This is a genomic window from Pseudomonadota bacterium, assembly GCA_016195085.1.
Classification (GTDB): Bacteria; Pseudomonadota; Alphaproteobacteria; order SHVZ01; family SHVZ01; genus JACQAG01.
Window position 1 is genome coordinate 25,602 of the sequence record JACQAG010000017.1, and the last position, 18,691, is coordinate 44,292.

Here is an 18,691-nt window from a genome sequence, read left to right on the forward strand (position 1 = left end):
TTCACCGGATCTTCAACGTCGACAGTCCGGCGATCGCCAAGATCATGGCGATGATCCAGAAGCGGATGACGATGGTGGGCTCGGCCCAGCCCTTCTTCTCGAAATGATGATGCAAGGGGGCCATGCGGAAGACCCGGCGCCCGGTCAGCTTGAAGGAGACGACCTGGACGATGACCGACACCGTCTCCAGGACGAAGAGGCCGCCGATGATGGCGAGCGCGAATTCGTGCTTGGTCACCACCGCGATGGCACCCAAGGCGCCGCCCAAAGACAGGGATCCGGTGTCGCCCATGAACACCATGGCGGGCGGGGCGTTGAACCAGAGAAATCCCAAGCTGGCACCGACCAAGGCGCCGCACAGGACCGCGAGCTCGCCGGCGCCGGGCACGTGGTTGATCTGCAGGTAGTTGGCGAACACCGCATTGCCGGCGAGGTAGGCGATGAGCGCGAAGCAGGCTGCGGCGATCATCACCGGCACGATGGCAAGACCATCGAGGCCGTCGGTCAGATTGACGGCGTTGGAGGCGCCGACCATGACGAAGGCGGCGAAGGCGACGAAGGTCCAGCCGACCTGCAGGAGCACCGTCTTGAAGAACGGCACCGCGATGGCGGTCGACAAGGGGCCGCGCGAGAGCATCACGACCAGCACGGCGGCGGCCACCGCGATGGCGATCTGGCAGATGAGCTTGACGCGCCCGGGCAACCCGCCCGAGGAGCGCCGGGTGAGCTTGAGGTAATCATCGCCGAAGCCGACGAGGCCGAAGCCGATGGTGACCAGGAGCACCGTCCACACATAGCCGTTGGTCAAATCGGCCCACAGCAAGGTCGAGATCGAGAGCGCCAGAAGGATGAGGACGCCGCCCATGGTGGGCGTGCCCTTCTTGGTGATGAGATGGCTCTCGGGTCCGTCGTCGCGGATCGGCTGGCCGCCGTTCTGCCGGCTCTTCAGCCATTGGATGATCGAGGGTCCGAGCACGAAGCTGATGGCGAGCGCGGTCAAGACCGCGCCGCCGGTGCGGAAGGTCAAATAGCGGAAGAGGTTGAGCGGGCCGAACTCATCCGACAGCGGGAACAGCAGGTGATAGAGCATCAGGCGCCCCGCTCGCTGCCCGGGGGCCGGTCGAGGGCCGCGAGCGCTTTGATGATGGGCGCCATGTTGGTGCCGAGGGAGCCCTTGACCGTGACCACGTCGCCGGCGCGGATATCGGCGGAGACGAGCCGGGCCATCTCCTCGCTCGTTCCGGCATGCAGCCCCTGGATCGTCGGCGGCAGCGCTTGGCGGAGGTGCTGGGACAACGGCCCGACCGTGTGCAGACGATCGATGTGGTTGGCGAGCACGCTTGCGGCCAGCTCGGCGTGGAGCGCCGGCCCGCTGGCACCGAGCTCGCGCATGTCGCCCAGAATGAAGACCCGGCGAGCGCCCGGAGCCGGCGCGATTTGGCCCAGCACCGCCAAGGCGGCGCGCACCGCAACCGGGCTCGCATTGTAGCTGTCGTCGATCAGCTCGAAGCTGCCGCCGCCGGCGAGCCTGACCGTCCGCCGCTCGCCGCGGCCTTTGGGCGCTTTGATGGCCCCCAGCGCGCTGGCCGCTCGGGAGAGATCGAGGCCGAGGAGATGGGCAGCGCCCAGGACGGCGAGGCTATTGATGGCCCAATGCTTGCCGGAGACCGGCATGGCGTAGCCGATGCTGGTTCCGGCGATGTCGGCGGCGACCTCGACCGAGCCTGGCTGGGTCAGGCTCTGCACCAGCCGAAAATCGGCGCCGCGACTCTCCCCGAAGCTCTTGACCGTGAGCCCCCGCACCTTGGCAGCGGCCGCGAGCCGGTCGAAATGCCGGTTGTCGCGGTTGAGGATGGCGATGCCGCCCTTCTCCATGCCCTCGAAGATCTCGGCCTTGGCATCGGCGATGGCTTCCTCGGAGACGAAGGCCTCGAGATGCACCGCCTCGACATTGGTGATGATGGCGATGTGTGGTCGGGTGAGGCGCGCGATGGGCGCGATCTCGCCCGGATGGTTCATGCCCAGCTCGAAGACGCCGATCTCGGCCTCGACGGCCAGACGCGCCAGGCTCAAGGGCGTGCCGATCTGGTTGTTGAGATTGCCTTCGCTGGCGCTGGTGCGCCGCTGGGCTCCCAATGCCAGGCGCAGCATCTCCTTGGTGCTGGTCTTGCCGACGCTGCCGGTGACCGCCACGAACCGCGCCATCGAGCGTCGGCGCGCATGACGGCCCAATTCCGTCAGCCCCGCCAGCGCGTCAGGCACGAGGAGGAGGGGGGCGGCCTCGGCGCCCGCGGGAAGCCTCTCGACCAGCGCCGCCGCGGCACCCTTGGCCAGCGCCGCGGCAACGTAATCGTGGCCATCGACCCGCTCCCCAGGGAGTGCCACGAAGAGATCGCCCGACCTGACCGAGCGGCTGTCGATGCTGACGCCCTCTGCTTGCCAGGGCTTGGTCGAGCGCCCGGACGTGGCGCGCTCGGCCTCCTCCGCAGTCCACAGCGGCTGAGCCTGACGGAGCGATGGCGCCATCACGCTGCCACCCCCTCGAGTCCGCCGAGTGCCGCCTGCACCACCGCAGCATCGTCGAACGGACGCACCTGACTGCCGATGATCTGACCCTGCTCGTGGCCCTTGCCGGCGACGACCAGCACGTCGCCGGGGCCGAGCGCGGCGACGGCATAGTGAATTGCTTCGGCGCGATCGCCGATCTCGCGCGCCGCGGGCGAGCCCGCCATGACCTGGCGCCGGATCGCGGCCGGGTTCTCCGAGCGCGGGTTGTCGTCGGTCACCACCACCCGGTCGGCGAGCTTGGCCGCGAGCCCGCCCATGATCGGGCGCTTGCCTGCGTCACGGTCGCCGCCGCAACCGAAAACCACCCACAAACGCCCTTGCACATGGGGTCTCAGCGTGGTCAGCACCGCTTCCAGAGCATCGGGCTTATGCGCGTAATCGACGTAGATCTCCGCCCCGTTGCCCCGCCTTCCGGCGAGCTGCAGGCGGCCGGGCACGCCTTCAATGAATGCCAGCGCGTCGGCCGCAGCCGCCGGCTCGGCGCCCGTCGCGATCGCCAGACCGAGGGCCTGCAGCGCGTTCATCGCCTGGAAGGCACCCACCAGGGGCAGCCGCACTTCGCGGCTCGAGCCCGACACCATGAGGGATAGGATTTGCGCGCCGGTCTCGGCGCGGCGTCCTGTCAGGCGCAGATCGGCCGTCTCGGAGGCCCCATAGCCGACGACGCCGATCCCGCGCCGCCGGCAAATGGCGGCGATCTCGGCGGATTCCGGCGCATCGGCATTGATGACGGCCTTGCCCTTCGGCTCCAGCACCCGCTCGAAGAGACCGCGCTTGGCCGCCAGATAGGCTTCCCGGCTCGGGTGGTAGTCGAGGTGATCGCGGCCGAGATTGGTGAAGCCGGCGGCGGCGGCGACGAGCCCGTCCAAGCGATACTGGTCGAGACCGTGGCTGGAGGCCTCGATCGCCAAGTGGTCGACGCCGTCCAGGGCGAGATCGGCCAGCGTCTCGTGGAGCAGCACCGGATCGGGCGTGGTGAGCGAGCTCATGGTCGGCCGCCCCGGGCGGATCACGCCCAAGGTGCCGATCGAGGCGGCGCGCCGGCCGAGCCGGGTCCAGATCTGGCGCAGGAAATCGACCGACGAGGTCTTGCCGCTGGTGCCGGTGACGGCGGCCACCGTCCTCGGCTGGGCGCCATAGAACCGTGCGGCCAGCTTGGCTAAGAGCCGGCGCGGCTCCGCGTCGGTCACCAGCACGACCCCACGCGCTTCTGCCGGCAATTCGGTGCCCGTCGGCGCCAGCACGACGCCGGCGCCGTGCTCGATCGCGGCCGCGATGAAGCGGCGCCCATCGGCATGGCTGCCGGGGAGTGCGGCGAAGAGATAGCCCGGGCGGACGGTGCGGGAATCCGCGGTCAAACCCTGGACGACGACGTCGTCCGGGGTCGGCTGGGTCCGCCCGGGTGGGATCAGGTCACTGAGACGCAATACGCTTCTCCTGTGGCCCTGACTCGATCACCAAAGCACGGCGAATTTCGGGCGAGGTTTCGTCGACCGGCGGAATTCCGTAGAGCGGCCCCATGCGGGTGATGACCTTGCGCACCACCGGAGCCGCGACCCAGCCGCCGGTGGCGTAACCATGGCTGCGCTTGGTGCCCTTGGGCTCGTCGACCATCACCATGACGAGGTATTGCGGATCGTGCATCGGAAAGACGCCGATGAAGGAGGAGAGCACGGATTTGTGCCGATAGCCGCCATGGCCGACCTTTTCGGCGGTCCCGGTCTTGCCGCCAACCACATAGCCAGGTGCCGCGGCGTTCTTGCCGGTGCCTTCCTCCACCACCAGGCGGAAGAGCCGGCGCATGTCCTCGGAGGTCGACTGCTTGAGGATGCGGGTGCCCGCCGGCATCTCCTCGGGCGGCCGGCGGATCAGCGTCGGCGCCCGGAGGATGCCGCCATTCAAGACCGCGGCCGTGCCCATGGCGACATGCAACGGGCTCACCGACAGGCCATGGCCGAAGGCGATGGTCATGGCGTTGATCGGTCGCCAGGGCCTGGGATAGAGCGGCTTGCCGGCCTCTTTCAGCTCGATCGGCACCGGCTTCAGGAAGCCGACGCGACCCATGAAGGCGCGCTGGGTCTCCACGCCCGCATCAAGGGCCATCTTCGCCGAGCCGATATTGGAGGAGTATTTGAAGATCTCCGGGACCGTCAGCCACCGGCGCTCGGCGTGGTAGTCGGTGATGGTGTAGCGCGAGATGCGGATCGGTTGGCGCGCGTCATAGCTGGAGCGCAGGCTGGCGGTGCCGCTGTCGAGAGCCATGGCGCTGTTGAAGATCTTGAAGGTCGAGCCCATCTCGTAGACGCCGAGGGTATTGCGGTTGAACCGGTTCTCGGGCGGCGAGGCACCGGGGCGGTTGGGGTCGAAATCCGGCAGCGAGACCATGGCCAGGATCTCGCCGGTGCGCACATCCATGACGATGCCCATGCCGCCGACGGCGGAGAATTCCTGGATCCCCTGCTGCAGCTCTTCCCTCAAGATGTGCTGCAGGCGGACATCGACGGTCAGCAGCAAGGGCTGCGTCTGGCTCTTCAGCCGCTCGTCCAGATCCCGTTCGAGCCCGGCCAATCCCCTGCCGTCGACGTCGGCGAAGCCGACGATGTGGGCGAATAGCGAGCCATCGGGGTAGATGCGCTTGTCCTCGCGCTGGAAATAGAAGCCGGGAATGCCGAGGCGATTCACCTCGTATTGCTGGCGCGGCGTCAGGTTGCGTTTGAGCCAGACGAAGTTCTTCTCGCTGGAGAGCTTGGCTTGGATCTCCTCCGCGGCGAGGCCGGGCAGCACGGAGGCGAGCTTGGCCGCCGCTTCGCCCGCATCCAGCACGTCCCTGGGATCGGCGTAGAGCGAGGCGGTGGGCAGGCTGGTCGCCAAGAGCGTGCCGTTGCGATCGACGATGGGCGCGCGATCCGGCACGAAGCCGAGCGCGCGTCGGGCTTCGGCCAGGCGCTGCGGGGCGCTCCTGGAGACCGCGATCTCGATCAGCCTGCCGCCGATGACGGTGAATGCGAGCGCGAAGACCGCGCAGGTGACGAGAAGGCGGTTGCGGCCGATTTCGAGAGCTTGCTTGGCGGCACCCTCAAAGCGCACCGACCGGCCCGGAGGCGGAGCCTCCGGCCGGTCGAGGACGACGGGCCGTGCGGTGAGAGCGGCGGTTGGATTCATCAGCGCACTTCGGACGTCCTCATCATCTGAATCATCTGAGCGGGCGCGCTCGAGGCCTCGCTCAGGACGGTGAGCACGCTCGCGATCAGCACCGAGGGGGCGTCGACTAGGCTGGCGCGCTCATGCGCCGGCTCGGCCTTGGGGGGCGGGAGGTAGCGCGCGGCCTCGATCGGCCTGGAGGGGTTCGCTGCGGGCGGGCTCGCCGGCGGCTTCGGTTGGGTCGCCTGCATGCGTTCGGGCCCGCTTACCGGCGCGGCCGAGACGAGCGGGCGCGGCTGCGGCGCGAGCTGGGTCTTTGCCGCCGGCACCGTTGCGCTGTTGGCTGCCATCGCGGCACGGGCCGGTATCGGTTTTGCCGCCGGAGCGCTCGCCGCTAGCACCGCCGCCGCAGCCATCGCCTCGCGGTCGGGCAGATTGGCGATCTGCGCGAACTGCGCCGGCACCACCGGCGACATTTCGAGATAGCGGCGCGCCATTTCCGCCAGCCGGTCCGGACGGTTGAGGAAGCTCCACTCGGCGGTCAGCACCTGGATCGCTTCCTGGTTCTCGACGATCTGTTTGTTGATGCGGGTGAAGCGCTCTTCCTGCGACTGCACCTCGTACTTGATCTGATAGAGACCGAAGCCGAGGAGGGCGGCCAATGTCAGCCAGATGAGCGTGGAACGACGGATCATGGTCTCGTCTCCTCAGAACCGGCGGCCATCGGCCAGGCCGGGGCTTGGGTCCGCTCGGCCACGCGCAGCCGAGCGGAACGGGCACGGGGATTGGCGGCCACTTCCGCCGCGCTGGGACGCAAGGCTTTGCGGGTCAGCAGGCGAAAGGAGGGCGGACGCGGCGCCTCTTCACCGGGGAGCCGACGCGAGCCCCCGGCGGCGGTGGCCGCGCGGGCCTTCATGAACTGCTTCACGCGACGATCTTCCAGCGAATGAAAAGAGACCGCGGCGAGTCTGCCGCCCGAGGCAAGCAGGTTTTCTGCGGCGCTCAAACCGCGGTCTAGTTCATCAAGCTCGTCGTTCACCTGGATGCGCAGCGCCTGGAAGGTGCGGGTGGCGGGATCGATGCCGTCCGCCGCGCGCGGCACCGCCTGGCGCACGATCTCGGCCAGCCGGAGCGTGGTTTGGATGGGCGCTTGGGCACGGGCGCCGACGATCGCGCGCGCGATCCGCCTGGCGTAGCGTTCCTCGCCGAGCTCGAAGATGAGGTCGGCCAGCGCCCGCTCGGACAGCCCGTTGACGAGATCGGCCGCCGACGGCCCCTGGCGCTCCATGCGCATGTCGAGGGGCCCGTCGGCGCGAAAAGAGAAGCCGCGCTGGGGGTCGTCCAGCTGCGGGGAGGAGACGCCGAGGTCGAGCGCCACACCGTCCACCCGCTCGAGGCCGCGACCGCGCACGAGCTCGATCATGTCGCCGAAGCGACCCTCCAAGACTTCGAGCCGGCCGGGAAAGCGTCGCTCGAGGCCCTGCCCGCGGGCGACCGCGTCCGGGTCGCGGTCGATGCCGACCACCCGGCAATCGCAGGATGCAAGCAAGGCCTCGGCATAGCCGCCGGCCCCGAAGGTGCCGTCGACATAAAGCCGGCCGGCCTGCGGCGCCAAGGCTGCCACGATCTCGGCCGGCATGACCGGGTTGTGGACCCTCGCCACCCCTTGGCTCATCGCTCGTCCTTATTCTCTTTATCTTCAGGAATGAGCGAGAGCGTCGGGCGCTGGCGCCGGGCCCTTTCCAGCGCATGGGCCTGCTGCACCTTGAAGGTCTCCGGCGCCCAGATCTGAAACGTCGCACCCTTGCCCACGAACATCGCCGTATCGGCGATCACGGCATGGGCGGCCAAGTCCTGGGGAAGCGTGATGCGCCCTTCCGGATCGAAGGCGAGCTGCTGCGCATCGGCCAAGACCGTGGTCGCCAAATCGTCCTGTTCGTCTGAGAAAAGATCGAGGCGATCCAAACTCTTAGCGATGCGCTCCATGCGGTCCATGCCGCACGCCTCGATCACCGAGAATTTGTAGGAGGGGAAGACGACGATGCCGGGAAAGCCGCTCTCCTCCAAGGCCGCGCGAAAGCTGGCCGGGACCGAAACTCGGCCCTTCTTGTCCAGTTTGTTGACGAATTTGGACAGGAACAGGCCCATCCGATCCCCTCAGCGGCCACGTCCCTGATCGAGACGGCGGCGTTAACCGAGCATCTCTGGGACATGATGGGATATCATGGGGCGATATGGGCGTCAATGGGAAATCATAGTAATCGCATGGGCCTAGACAGTAGTTCTTAAGAGAGTATCACCTACTAGATCTGCGATGGACTGGCGACAACAGGGCAATGCATCCGCGAATTGAGCAGCAACCAAGTTGCCGGAAGATTTTACTTATGTTCCCTTTATGTTCTCACATTCGACATCGCTCCGACTGCAACAGAGGAGCGGATTGGGCCGCGCCGGTACCTGTGTATGCACAAGGGCTTCCGTCCCGGTCTTGCCGCGGCGGTGCGCCGGGCGTTGGTGACCGCCTTCGCCCCGGAAATGATCGATGGCGACAATCGAGAGGGACCAGATGGCCTGTAAGCCGGGTTCTGTCCCCGCCTTCCTTGCGGAAGACGGGGGATGGCCATTCATCTGGGACGCCCGTTGCCGGGCGCCTCGCGCGACCAACCCGGGCGGCGACGCGGGAATGCGCTTGGCCCCGTGCCTTGCGGCTCGGGGCGTGCCGCCCCTATTCGGTCTTGCTCCCGGTGGGGTTTGCCGTGCCGTCCCCGTTGCCGGGGCCGCGGTGCGCTCTTACCGCACCCTTTCACCCTTGCCTGTCGGCCTAGGCCAACAGGCGGTTTGCTTTCTGTGGCACTTTCCCTAGGGTTGCCCCCGCCGGGCGTTACCCGGCACCGTTTTCCCGTGGAGCCCGGACTTTCCTCCCCCCTTCTGGGCGTGAGCCCAGAAGAAAGGCGGCCATCCGGCCATCTGGTCCGAGCCCGCATGTAGGCCCATCGACGCGGGGGGTCAAGCGAGGCGCGCGCACCCCCCCTGTCCTGCTGCGCGCGCCAGCACCTACTGAAACAGCCGCGCTTCCTTCAGCTGGTCATAGGCGGCATTGATCTGTGCCAGCTTCTCGGTTGCGACCTGCACCGCCTCCGCCGGCATGCCGGCGGCGATGAGATAGTCGGGGTGGTGCTCGCGCACCAGGCGGCGATAGGCGCGCTTGATCTCCTCCAGGCTGGCGTCCGGGGCGACGCCGAGGAGCTCGCAAGGCGGACATTCATCGGCGCCGACATTGCTCACGCGGATGCGCTCGAACTCCTGATCGGAGAAGCCGAAGATGCGGGCCACTTCGCGGAGGTAGGCAAGCTCCGCCGGGTTGACGACACCGTCGGCCTTGGCGATGTGGAAGAGGCAATCGATGAGCTGCTCCAAGACCGGCGAGCCCGGCCCGAACAGGCCCGCGACCTGGCGGGCGTAGGCTTCGTAGCCGGCGGAGTCCCGGCGCGCCAGGTCGAAGACCCGCTGCACGCTGGGCGCATCCGCCTCGTCCACATGGAAGACCTCGCGGAAGGCGCGGACCTCGTCGCGGGTGACCACGCCGTCGGCCTTCGCCATCTTCGCGCCGAGCGCCACGACCCCGATGGTGAAGGCCACCGTCTTCGTTGGATCGCCGCCATCGCCGGCCAGGTCGGCGCGCAGGTGGTCGTAGGCATGGCCGGCGAGCGCACCCAGGAGCGCCCCCATCGGCCCGCCCAAGGCGAATCCGGCCGCGCCGCCGATGATCTTGCCCCAGAGGCTCATCCGACCGTCCGTCCTAGAGTCCGACCTGCCGCATCATGCGCCCCAGCACCTTGGCGCTGTCGAAATGCTCGACGGCGATTTCACGTGCGGCGCGGCAATGTCCGGCATAGTCGGAATTGATCGCCTCCAAGGCGGCGAAGATGTCGTCCCAGTCTTGGAAGGCAAACAAGCCGCGCCCGGTGGGCGTGCGCTTCTCGAAGGCGGTCGACTGGGTGATCACCGGCCGGCCGGAGGCGAGGTAGCACACGCTGCGATCGCTGAACCAGCCCGAGCGGCCGCGCACGTAAATGTCCTTCGCCACGGTGAATTCGCCGCGCGAATCGCCGATGAATCCCGCATAGGCATCGAAGCTGGAGGAGACCGGCACGGGGTCGACCACATCCCATCCGCTCTTTGCCACCTCGGCATTGACGCCGGGGTTGGGCGTGATCATGGCCAACCGGAACCGCTGCTTCGTGCGATTCGGCAAATCGAGGAACCTCAAGAAGTTGCCGTGCTTCGACCATTGATAGCGTTCGCCAGCGAACTCGATGTCCTTGATCGAGTGCTGCCAGGTGGCGATCGTGCTGAACTGGGCCGGTTCGCGGGCGAAGTCCTGGGGCCAGATGTCGGGGATGACCGGCGGCCGGGTCTTCAGCCAGGTGCGCGTGCCCAGCGGCACCGGGCAATCCGGATCGCCCAGATTCTCGCCGATCGTGTAGAGCACGTTATGGGCGTCGATATAGGTGGCCGAGGCGGCGTCTCCCTTGGCGAGCTTGATCTGCTCAAAGATCGGATCGGTGTCCACCAGGATGCGCACCGGGCATGCCATGTGCTCATCGCGCAGCTTGGTGGTGCCGCAGAGATTGATGAGCGCATCGGCCTCGCCATATAGGCGGAACAGCGCCTCCTTGCTCAACCCATGATACGAATCCGGACGCGTCGGATCCCAATACGCCCAGCGGTCGCCCATGCCGAACCGCTCCATCATCTGGCGGATGAAGCCGATATTGTAGGTGGCATCCCACACCACGCTGTTCTCTCGGGGCGAGTAGGGGTTGGCACCGTTATCCTCGATGTACCAGGCATCGTAGCCGAGCCGCCGCAAGCCGAGGACGTAGTGAATCGCCTCCATGGCGACGCCCGCCAGCGGCATCAGGCCATAGTAATGCAGCACGAGGACGGTCTTGGCGCGGGGCATGGAAAGGAGGCTCCGGCGGGGGGCGGGGGACACTAGCCCGGATTGCGCGCCACTTGTACCCGCTCAACTGTGGCGCTCTTGCGGCAGGCTCCGCCGGCCGGAGGCCGCCATGACAGGGCGCGCCCGCGACAACCGGCGATTGCTCCCTGCGATGCCGACGGTGATACTGCGTCCAAGACGCCTCGGGGGGAACCTCGCTGAAGTTCGCCGTCATCCTTGGGCTCATGCTTGTCTTGCTCGCCGGGCGAAGCTGGGGCGAGACCCTGCGCGCCTCCCATCAATGGCCCGTGGGCACCGGCGATTTCCGCGACCAGGCCTTGCGGCTGCTCGCGCGCGAAGCGGCCGTGGCCAAGGTCGGCCTCGACATCAAGGTCTCCGGCGCCTCCAAGCTGTTCAAGCCGCGCGACCAATGGACGGCGCTGCAGAAGGGTCAGCTCGACATCGCGCTCTTGCCGCTCTCCTATGGCGGTGTGCGCGACCCCTCGCTGATGGCGACCTTCATGCCCGGCGTGGTCAGAAGCCACGACCAGGCCGCTCGCCTCGACGCCGCACCGTTCATGCAGGTCATCCGCACCATTGCCGAGGTCGACGGGGTCATCATCCTCTCCAATGTCTGGGTCTCGGGTGGAATCGTTTCGCGCGGCGGCTGCGTGCGCGAGCCGAAGGACCTGGCTGGACGTGCCGTCAGGGTTGCCGGGCGCTTCTACGAGCTGATGGCGGTGGCGGCGGGTGCGACGCGCGCCGAGTTGGCTCCGCCCGATCTCTACGGCGCCTTGCAGACCGGCCTCATCGAGGCGGTGATGGGCAGTTCCGACAGCCTGGTGCAGCTCAAGCTCTATGAGCAGGCGCAATGCCTGACGGCACCCGACGACAAGGGTGTGTGGTTCCTCTACGAGCCGATCGTGATGGCGAAGGAGACCTATGAGCGGCTGAGCGAGGTGCAGCAGAAGGCGCTCATCGCGGCCGCGACCAAGGCCGAGGCCTTCGCCATGGAGGCGGCACGGGCGGCCGACCAGGTGATGATCGACACCTATCGCAAGAACGGTGTCGAAGTCACCTTCATGACCGTCGAAGAAGCCGAAGCGTGGCGCGAGCTCGCTATCTCCTCGGCGCATGAGACCTTCAAGCAGGAGGTGCCCGCCGGCGCCGTGCTCCTCGATCTGGCGCGCAGGGTGCAGTAGGAGCAGGCAATCTGCATAAGAATTGGGCGAGCATGCGTTGCGGGGGGCGCATGCCTGCTGCGCGCCGCATCGTCGGTCTTGATCGACGCGGGCTGCATCACCATTTGCTTTCGGCTAAGGGCTCGCTCAAGAGCCGAGCTCAGCGGCGGCCGCGATCGCCGTATCCAGCGCAAGTAAGGGAAGGAAGCGACCACGGGCCCGGATCATTCCGGTCTCCGGGAGTTCGCATGCAGGTCATTCGCCCACTCGTGCCGATCGAAGCGTCGAGCATGCGCGAGCATTTTCTGCGCTTGCGCGATGAAGACCGCTATCTCAGATTCGGGGGGCCGGCGCGCGAGGGGATGGTCGATCGCTATCTGGCCGGGATCGATTGGACGCATTCGATTCGGCTCGGATGCTTTCTCGATGCCACACTCCGCGGCTTGGCCGAACTGGTCAGGAGCGGCGAGCACGCGGCCGAGCTTGCGCTCACCGTCGAGGCGCCGTTTCAGCATCGAGGCATCGCCTCCGATCTCTTGCGGCGGGTTCTGGTCCTCGCCCGCAACCGCGGCGTTCGTCAGATCATCTCTTACTGCCTCGCCGACAATCAGAACATGCGCGGTCTTGTCCGCAAGTTCACCGGACGCATCGAATTCGACGGCGCCAACGCCGCCGCGCATTTCTCCACCGGCGTCGCCAACCCGCTCTCCTTCTGGCATGAGAGCGTGCAATCGGCCAACGGCCTCGTTGGCAGCCTCGCCCAGCAGCTGATCGGCCGCGGCCAGGCCGCTGCCGGCGGCTCCGAGCCGGCGCCGAAACCGATTTCGTAATTCGTCATTTGCCGGGCTTGACCCGTCGCTGTTCGGTTCGGCGTCTTGCGCATCGACGCGACATATTTGCTTTCGACTGAATTGATACAAATGGTCATGCGCGGGCTTAACCCGCGCATCCACGTCTTCCGTCGAGCAACGGCACCACGTGGATGCGCGGGGAGGGTCAGGGAGGGGTGATCCTCACCCCTCCCAAAGTCCACCCCCGTCAAGTCCGCGCATGACGACGAAATGCACTGTTCCCTCCCCCGTGAAACGGCACTAAAACCAGGTCCGGACGCGGGGGGCGAGGAACCGATGGCGAGCGCGATGGCTGAAGGGCGCTGGGAGTTCTGGATCGACCGGGGCGGCACCTTCACCGACGTGGTGGCGAAGCGGCCCGACGGGGGCATTCTCACGCACAAGCTGCTCTCCGATAATCCCGAGCGCTATGCCGATGCGGCGATCCAGGGCATCCGCGAGCTCCTGGACCTGGCACCGGGCGAGATGATCCCGCCGGAGATGATCGGCGCGGTCAAGATGGGCACCACGGTTGCGACCAATGCGCTTCTGGAGCGCAAGGGCGAGCCTACCGTGCTGGTGATCAATCAGGGCTTCGGCGATGCGCTCCGCATCGCCTATCAGAATCGCCCGCACCTCTTCACCCGACGCATCCAGCTGCCGGAGCTCCTGTATCGACTTGTGGTCGAGGTCAGGGGACGCATCGGCGCCCATGGCGAGGAGCTGGCGCCGCTCGACCTCGAGGCCGCACGCACCGGTCTTGCCGCCGCCTATGCCGATGGCATTCGCGCCTGCGCGATCGTGCTCATGCACGGCTATCGTCATGGCGAGCACGAACGGCGTCTGGGCGCGCTCGCCCGCGAGATCGGTTTCAGCCAAATCTCCGTGAGCCATGCCGTGAGCCCGCTCATGAAGCTGGTCGGCCGCGGCGATACCACGGTGGTCGATGCCTATCTCTCGCCGATCCTCAGGCGTTATGTCGATCGCGTGGCGGCCGAGCTCGGCTCGACGCGCCTCATGTTCATGCAATCGAATGGCGGATTGACCGACGCAAGGCTGTTCCAGGGCAAGGACTCGATCCTGTCGGGACCGGCCGGCGGCATCGTCGGCGCGGTCGAGACCAGCCGCGGCGCCGGCTTCGAGCGGATCATCGGCTTCGACATGGGCGGCACGTCGACCGACGTGTCGCACTTCTCCGGCGAGCTCGAGCGCACCTTCGAGACCATGGTCGCGGGCGTGCGCATGCGGGCGCCGATGATGCGCATCAACACGGTGGCCGCCGGCGGCGGCTCGGTCTTGTTCTTCGACGGAGCGCGCTACCGCGTCGGACCGGAATCGGCCGGCGCCAATCCAGGCCCCGCTTGCTACCGCCGCGGCGGACCGCTCACCGTGACCGACGCCAATGTGATGCTGGGCAAGCTCCGGCCGGAGTTCTTTCCCCACGTCTTCGGCCCCTCGGGCGACAAGCCGCTCGACGCCGAGATCGTGCGGGCCAAATTCGCCCTGCTCGCCCGTGAGATCAAGGAGGCGACCGGCAACGACCGTTCGCCCGTCGCAGTGGCGGAGGGCTTTCTCGACATCGCGGTTGCCAATATGGCGAATGCCATCAAGCAGATCTCCGTGCAGCGCGGCCACGACGTGACCAAGTACACGCTCACCTGCTTCGGCGGCGCCGGCGGGCAGCATGCGTGCCTGGTCGCCGATCAGCTCGGCATGCAGACCATCTACATCCACCCCTATGCCGGCGTGCTGTCCGCCTATGGCATGGGATTGGCCGATATCCGGGTCCTGCGCCAGCGCGCGGTCGAGGAGCCGTTGACGGACGCGCTGATCCCCGAGCTGGCGCAATGGCTGGGTGGACTTGAAAGCGAAGGCCGCGCCGAGATGGCAAGCCAGGGCGTGGAGGCGGGCCAGACCCAGGCGCTCCTGAAGGTGCATGTCCGCTACGAGGGCAGCGACACCGCGACCATTGTCGACTTCGCCGACCGCGCCGGCATCCTCGGCGCATTCGAATCCCTGCACCGGCAACGCTACGGCTTCACCATGGCGGGCAAGGGCCATGTCGTCGAGGCGGTCTCGGTCGAGGTGATCGGCAAGGCCGCCGGCGTCGCCCCAACCCCGGCCAAGGTCCCCCGGGCGGCGGCGCTGCCGAAGCCGCTCGCGGTCGAGCCGGTCCATGGCGGCGGTCAGGTGCATCGCGCCCCCTTCTACGATCGCGAGCTCTTCTTGCCCGGCGCCGTCATCGATGGTCCCGCGATCCTCATCGAGGCCAATGCGACGACCATGGTCGAGCCGGGCTGGCAGGCGCGCGTCACGGCGGCGAATCATCTCGTGCTGAAGCGGGTCGTACCCTTGGCTCGGCGCCGGGCCATCGGCACCGAGGCCGATCCGGTGATGCTCGAGGTCTTCAACAATCTCTTCATGTCGATCGCCGAGCAGATGGGCGTGGTGCTGGCGAACACCGCCTACTCGGTCAACATCAAGGAGCGTCTCGACTTCTCCTGCGCGCTCTTCGACCGCGAGGGCAACCTCATCGCCAACGCCCCGCACATGCCGGTGCATTTGGGATCGATGGGCGAGAGCGTGGAGACGGTCATCCGCAACAACCGGGGCAAGTTCCGGCCGGGCGACGCCTATGTGCTGAACGCGCCCTACAATGGCGGCACGCATCTGCCCGACATCACCGTGGTGACGCCTGTTTTCGACCGCGGCGACGCCCGCATCCTGTTCTGGGTGGCGAGCCGCGGGCACCATGCCGATGTCGGCGGCATCACACCGGGCTCGATGCCGCCCGACAGCCGCACGGTCGACGAGGAGGGCGTGCTCATCGACAATTTCCAGCTGGTCGATCGCGGCCGCTTCCGCGAAGCCGAGCTCTTGGCGCTGCTGCGGTCGGGGCCGTTCCCGGCGCGCAACCCCCAGCAGAACCTGGCCGACCTGCAGGCCGAGGTCGCCGCCAATGCCAAGGGAGTGGCCGAGCTCCATCGCATGGTGGATGAGTTCGGGCTGGACGTGGTCGAGGCCTATATGCGCCATGTGCAGGCGAACGCCGAGGAGCAGGTGAAGCGCGTGCTCGACGTGCTCGCCGATGGCAGCTTCGCCTATGAGATGGATGACGGCAGCGTCATCAAGGTCAGGATCTCGATCGACAAGGAACGACGCACGGCGAAGGTGGATTTCACCGGCACCAGCCCGCAGCAGCCGAGCAACTACAACGCGCCGTCGGCCATCTGCAAGGCCGCCGTCCTCTACGTCTTCCGCACGTTGGTCGATGACGACATCCCGATGAATGCCGGCTGCATCAAGCCGATCGAGATCGTGATCCCGGAAGGCTCCATGCTGAACCCGCGCTATCCGGCGGCCGTGGTCGCGGGCAATGTGGAAACCAGCCAGTGCGTCACCGACGCGCTCTATGGCGCGCTCGGCGTCATGGCTGCCGCCCAAGGCACGATGAACAACTTCACCTTCGGCAATGATCGCTACCAGTACTACGAGACCATCGCCGGCGGCTCCGGCGCCGGTCCGGATTTCGACGGCACCGATGCCGTGCACACGCACATGACCAATTCGCGCCTGACCGATCCGGAGGTGCTGGAATGGCGCTTTCCGGTGGTTGTCGACAGCTTCCGCATCCGGCGCGGGTCGGGCGGCGGCGGTCGCCATCGGGGCGGCGACGGGGTCATCCGACGCATTCGCTTCAAGGAGAAGATGACCGCCTCGATCCTTGCCAATCACCGCCGCGTGCCGCCCTACGGCATGGCCGGAGGCGAGCCGGGTCACGTCGGCTTGACCTATGTCGAGCGCGCCGATGGCAGCCGGACCGAGCTCGCCTTCCGCGACAAGGCCGAGGTGGAGCCGGGCGACGTGTTCGTCATCGAGACCCCCGGCGGCGGCGGCTTCGGGCGCGCCGAACGGGCGAAGCAGGCTGCCGATTAAGCGCCGGCTTCCGGCCTCGATGCACAGCCTTACCCATGTTTCAGGGTGAGGCGGATGGCCTCACGGTCCTGTGATCTCGATAGTGGCCCGGTTGCTCCGTCCTGGGGGCGACCCTAGGATACGCGCCGATCATCTCGTGTCCAAGCCACGAGACGGACCAAAAACAGGGAGTGAGGCATGAAACGCGCATTGGCCGTGACGCTGTTGGGCGCGCTCCTGTGCGGGACCGCCGCTGAGGCCCAGACCCATCTCCGCATCGGGCTCTCGGAAGATCCCGACAGCTTCGATCCGACGCCGGGCAATTCCTATGTCGGCCGCATCGTCTTCATGTCGCTCTGCGACAAGCTCTTGGACGCCGACAAGAAGGCGCAGATCGTGCCGATGCTGGCGACCGAATGGAGCTGGGCTCCCGATCTCCTGTCGGTCACCCTCAAGCTCAGGCAGGGTGTGAAGTTCCAGGACGGCGAGCCCTTCGACGCGGCGGCGGCGAAGTTTACCTTGGAGCGCCATCTGACCCAGGCGGATTCGCGCCGCAAGAGCGAGATCCAGCAGATCAAATCCATCGACATCGTCGATCCGCAGACGATCAAGCTCGGTCTCGAGGTGCCGTTCGTCGCACTCTTGGCGCAGTTGGCCGACCGCGCCGGCATCATGATCTCGCCCAAGGCGGCGAAGGCGCTCGGGCCTGAGTTCGGCCAGAAGCCGGTCTGCGCCGGCCCCTATAAGCTGGTCGAGCGGGTGCCCCAGGACCGCATCGTGCTAGAGCGCTTCGCCGACTATTGGGACAAGGACAAGATCCACATCGACAAGATCACCTTCCTGCCCGTGGTCGACGACCAGGCGCGGATCGCCAGCGTGCAGACCGGCCAACTCGAGATGATGGAGCGTCTGCCCGCCGCCGATATCGACCGGGTGAAGAAGGATAGCCGCCTCAAATTCTACGGCACGGTGGGCTTGAGCTATCAGGCGCTCACCTTCAATCCCGGCCTGGGCGACGGCTCGAAGATTTCGATCAACCGCGACCCACGCATCCGCCAGGCGCTCGAGCTCTCCCTCGACCGCGACGCCATCAACCAGGTGGTCTTCAACGGCGCGGCGCTGGCAGGCAACCAGTGGCAGTCGCCGGCGAGCCCCTGGTATGTGAAGTCGGTGCCGATCCCCAAGCGTGACCTTATCAAGGCGAAGGCGCTCCTGGCCGAGGCGGGCCAACCCAACCCCAGCTTCACCATGCTCTTGCCCAATGGCGGCGAGGTCATGCGCGTGGCCGAGGTCATGCAGGCGATGGCCAAGGAATCCGGCTTCGACATCAAGCTCTTGGTGACCGAGTTCCAGACCTCCCTGCAGCGCGCCTACAAGGGCGACTTCGAGGCCTTCCTCATCGGCTGGAGCGGCCGCATCGATCCCGACGGCAACATCCACGTCTTCAACCATTGCGGCGGCGCGCAGAATTATGGCGGCTATTGCACGCCGGAGATGGACAAGCTCCTGGACGAGGCCCGCACCAAGGCCGGCATGGAGGAGCGTTATGCGGTCTATGAGAAGGTGATGCAGATGCAAGTCAGGGACGTGCCGCGCATCTACCTCTATCACCAGCAGTATCTGTTCGCCTCGACCACGCGGCTCACCGGCTTCGAGCCCTATCCCGACGGCCTCATCCGCCCGCAGGGCCTGAAGCTGAACTGATCGAAGCAGCGCCCCTCTCCCCGAACAAGCCGGGGAGGGGGCCACTCCCCTACGCTCGCATCCTGATCGACATGTTCCTCAGTGTATGACGGAGGCTTGGATCGCTGCCGTGCGTGCTTCGACAAGCTCAGCATGAGGTTGTTCTTTTTTCCACTTCGATCTCGATGCCACGCACACCCTCCCTCATCCTGAGCTTTCTGTCGAAGGACGCACACCCGGTATGCAGGTGTCGCCTCATCCGACGAACGTCTCGGTCAGGACACTAGCCCGAACTTTACCCTGTGTTTTGCGATAAGCGCTTGAGCTGTTTGACTGTCTGCGGCTTTTCGGCTGCTTTTGTGTCCATGTAGATAGAGGGATATTACTTGACATGGCGCCAGCTTGGTGATTCAAGCTCGTCATGTTCA

13 protein-coding genes and 1 other RNA gene are annotated in these 18,691 nt (G+C 66.7%); 4 read left to right on the top strand and 10 right to left on the bottom strand.

Annotated features, from left to right (window positions below; translation table 11 throughout):
- Nucleotide 1 precedes the first annotated feature (1 nt).
- The 10 genes from HY058_04695 to HY058_04740 all read right to left on the bottom strand — a co-directional run bounded on the left by HY058_04695 (nucleotide 2) and on the right by HY058_04740 (nucleotide 10,675).
- Nucleotides 2-1,090, bottom strand: coding sequence for a phospho-N-acetylmuramoyl-pentapeptide-transferase (locus HY058_04695; GenBank protein ID MBI3496583.1), 1,089 nt, complete (start codon nucleotides 1,088-1,090; stop codon nucleotides 2-4).
- A complete protein-coding gene (gene murF, locus HY058_04700) occupies nucleotides 1,090-2,526 on the bottom strand; it encodes a UDP-N-acetylmuramoyl-tripeptide--D-alanyl-D-alanine ligase (GenBank protein MBI3496584.1) in 1,437 nt (478 codons plus the stop codon). The genes HY058_04695 and murF overlap by 1 nt, the downstream gene beginning before the upstream one ends.
- On the bottom strand, nucleotides 2,526-3,980 hold the full coding sequence (locus tag HY058_04705; GenBank protein ID MBI3496585.1) for a UDP-N-acetylmuramoyl-L-alanyl-D-glutamate--2,6-diaminopimelate ligase: 1,455 nt from the start codon (nucleotides 3,978-3,980) through the stop codon (nucleotides 2,526-2,528). The genes murF and HY058_04705 overlap by 1 nt, the downstream gene beginning before the upstream one ends.
- A gap of 1 nt (nucleotide 3,981) precedes the next feature.
- Entirely contained in the window at nucleotides 3,982-5,730 is a 1,749-nt protein-coding gene (locus HY058_04710; GenBank protein MBI3496586.1) for a penicillin-binding protein 2, read from the bottom strand.
- A complete protein-coding gene (locus HY058_04715; protein ID MBI3496587.1) occupies nucleotides 5,730-6,404 on the bottom strand; it encodes a hypothetical protein in 675 nt (224 codons plus the stop codon). The genes HY058_04710 and HY058_04715 overlap by 1 nt, the downstream gene beginning before the upstream one ends.
- A complete protein-coding gene (rsmH, locus tag HY058_04720) occupies nucleotides 6,401-7,384 on the bottom strand; it encodes a 16S rRNA (cytosine(1402)-N(4))-methyltransferase RsmH (GenBank protein ID MBI3496588.1) in 984 nt (327 codons plus the stop codon). The genes HY058_04715 and rsmH overlap by 4 nt, the downstream gene beginning before the upstream one ends.
- Nucleotides 7,381-7,857, bottom strand: a complete 477-nt coding sequence (mraZ, locus tag HY058_04725) for a division/cell wall cluster transcriptional repressor MraZ (protein ID MBI3496589.1) — start codon at nucleotides 7,855-7,857, stop codon at nucleotides 7,381-7,383. The genes rsmH and mraZ overlap by 4 nt, the downstream gene beginning before the upstream one ends.
- 410 nt (nucleotides 7,858-8,267) lie before the next feature.
- Nucleotides 8,268-8,680, bottom strand: an RNA gene (rnpB, locus tag HY058_04730) — RNase P RNA component class A.
- 83 nt (nucleotides 8,681-8,763) lie between these two features.
- Nucleotides 8,764-9,495: a TerB family tellurite resistance protein gene (locus tag HY058_04735; protein ID MBI3496590.1), complete on the bottom strand. Its 732-nt coding sequence runs from the start codon at nucleotides 9,493-9,495 to the stop codon at nucleotides 8,764-8,766.
- A gap of 13 nt (nucleotides 9,496-9,508) precedes the next feature.
- Nucleotides 9,509-10,675, bottom strand: coding sequence for a hypothetical protein (locus tag HY058_04740; protein MBI3496591.1), 1,167 nt, complete (start codon nucleotides 10,673-10,675; stop codon nucleotides 9,509-9,511).
- Nucleotides 10,676-10,899: 224 nt separating this feature from the next.
- Between HY058_04740 and dctP the strand changes: the two genes are divergently transcribed.
- From dctP to HY058_04760, 4 genes are all read left to right on the top strand, one after another.
- Nucleotides 10,900-11,856, top strand: a complete 957-nt coding sequence (gene dctP / locus HY058_04745; protein ID MBI3496592.1) for a TRAP transporter substrate-binding protein DctP — start codon at nucleotides 10,900-10,902, stop codon at nucleotides 11,854-11,856.
- A gap of 227 nt (nucleotides 11,857-12,083) precedes the next feature.
- A complete protein-coding gene (locus HY058_04750; protein MBI3496593.1) occupies nucleotides 12,084-12,665 on the top strand; it encodes a GNAT family N-acetyltransferase in 582 nt (193 codons plus the stop codon).
- A 297-nt stretch (nucleotides 12,666-12,962) separates the two neighbouring features.
- Nucleotides 12,963-16,601, top strand: a complete 3,639-nt coding sequence (locus tag HY058_04755; GenBank protein ID MBI3496594.1) for a hydantoinase B/oxoprolinase family protein — start codon at nucleotides 12,963-12,965, stop codon at nucleotides 16,599-16,601.
- A gap of 177 nt (nucleotides 16,602-16,778) precedes the next feature.
- Nucleotides 16,779-18,284: an ABC transporter substrate-binding protein gene (locus HY058_04760; GenBank protein ID MBI3496595.1), complete on the top strand. Its 1,506-nt coding sequence runs from the start codon at nucleotides 16,779-16,781 to the stop codon at nucleotides 18,282-18,284.
- Nucleotides 18,285-18,691 lie beyond the last annotated feature (407 nt).